The sequence below is a fragment of the Actinoplanes sp. NPDC051633 genome, from assembly GCF_040681735.1.
In the GTDB taxonomy this organism is placed as follows: Bacteria; Actinomycetota; Actinomycetes; order Mycobacteriales; family Micromonosporaceae; genus Actinoplanes.
The window spans coordinates 1-1404 of sequence record NZ_JBFAZH010001609.1; the positions used below are offsets into that span (position 1 = coordinate 1).

Sequence of the window (1404 nt, forward strand, 5' to 3'; positions counted from 1 at the left end):
GGAAACGAACTGCCGATGCTCGCTGGAGCGTCGTCCGGCTTGCTGGATGACGAGGACGTGACGCGGGTTGGTGAGCTGATCGGTCCCGGCGCCGTCGCTGCAATCCTCGTGTACGAAAGCACCTGGGTGACCTCGATGGCCGTCCACTCGGGACGGGACGAGGCGAAGCTCATCTCCATGGGTCAGATCACCATGGCCGATCTGGACGCCGTGCTGACCCCCGCAACCACGACGTAGGTCACCGGTCTGCGCCAGGAGGAGGACCCATGGGACTGCTGAGGACGGCCGCTCGCACCGCAGTGGTCGCCGGAACGGCGACCAGGGTGCACGGGGCGGTCGCCGCCCGCCAACGGCACCGGTGGGCGCAACAGGCCGCCGGCTCGCCGCCAGAACCACCGCCGGGCCCGCCGCCGCAGAGCCCGAGCCAGGACACCGCCACTGTGATCGCGCACCTCAAACAACTTGGGGAGCTGCGTGACGCCGGGGTGCTCACCACCGCTGAGTTCCAGGCAGAAAAAGACCGCATCCTGTACGGCTGACCAGCACAGGGCCTTGATCGATTGCAACGGAGGACCTCATGTCCGACCTCATCATCATCGGGTACGACGACCACGACACCGCCAAGAAGGCTTTCGAACGCGTCATCGAGCTGCACAACGACCACGTCGTCGATTGCACCGGCCTGGCCGTGGTGACGGTGGACGACGACGGTAAGAGCCACGTCGACACGCCTGGGAAGTTGGTATCCGGCTCCGCTGCCTCCGGCGCGCTCTGGGGCGGGCTGTTCGGACTTCTGGTTCTCGCTCCGGCCGCCGGCGCTGTGATCGGCGGCGCCATGGGTGCGGTGATCGGCCGTCTCAGCAAGTCCGGCATCAACGAATCGTTCCGCCAGCGAGTTCACGGGATGCTCGCCCCCGGCAAGGCGGCCGTCGTGGTGATGAGCAGCAGGCGTACCGAAGACAAGTTCGCCGAGAGCATGCGGCCGTTCGGTGGAGAGGTGCTGCAGACGTCGCTGTCCCACGAGCAGGAGAAGGAACTGGCGGAGGAACTCACCGCCTGACCGGTCTGACGCGGCCATCCATTCCCGTGGAGGTGGCGCGCGCTCGTGCGACCTCCTGGAGGGCTCATCATGCGAATCACAGCGGGGCGGGCGGCGATCGCCGCGGTCGTGCTCGCCCTGGTTTCCGGTGTCACCGGCGGCTTCATCGGCGCGCGGTGGTCGTCTTCCGACAACGGGTCTGCCTCCGGCTCCGCGGTCAACGCCGGTGCGATCGAGGGCGACCCGACGTGCGATGTGACCGAGGTGGCGGCGCGGGTATTCCCGTCCCTGGTCACGGTCAACGTCCGGCGCGGCGAGGTCGCCGGTTCCGGATCCGGATCGGTGCTGGACTCCGACGGCAACAT

At 67.8% G+C, this 1404-nt stretch carries 2 protein-coding genes and 2 pseudogenes; all 4 read left to right on the forward strand.

Annotated elements, in window-relative coordinates; translation table 11 throughout:
* Positions 1 to 237: pseudogene (locus AB0M20_RS43580) on the forward strand (hypothetical protein); the annotation flags it as partial.
* Positions 238 to 266: 29 nt separating this feature from the next.
* Positions 267 to 539 carry an SHOCT domain-containing protein gene (locus AB0M20_RS43585; protein WP_364307378.1) on the forward strand — a complete coding sequence of 91 codons (273 nt, stop codon included), beginning with the start codon at positions 267 to 269 and terminating at the stop codon, positions 537 to 539.
* A gap of 38 nt (positions 540 to 577) precedes the next feature.
* The gene (locus AB0M20_RS43590) at positions 578 to 1060 is read left to right on the forward strand and encodes a DUF1269 domain-containing protein (RefSeq protein ID WP_364307380.1); all 483 of its coding nucleotides are present in this window, start codon (positions 578 to 580) and stop codon (positions 1058 to 1060) included.
* Positions 1061 to 1129: 69 nt separating this feature from the next.
* A pseudogene (locus AB0M20_RS43595) lies at positions 1130 to 1404 on the forward strand (hypothetical protein); the annotation flags it as partial.

Coding starts and splice junctions, on each gene's coding strand:
- AB0M20_RS43585 (WP_364307378.1), top strand. CDS start 267: ATGGGACTGCTGAGGACGGCCGCTCGCACCGCAGTGGTCGCCGGAACG.
- AB0M20_RS43590 (WP_364307380.1), top strand. CDS start 578: ATGTCCGACCTCATCATCATCGGGTACGACGACCACGACACCGCCAAG.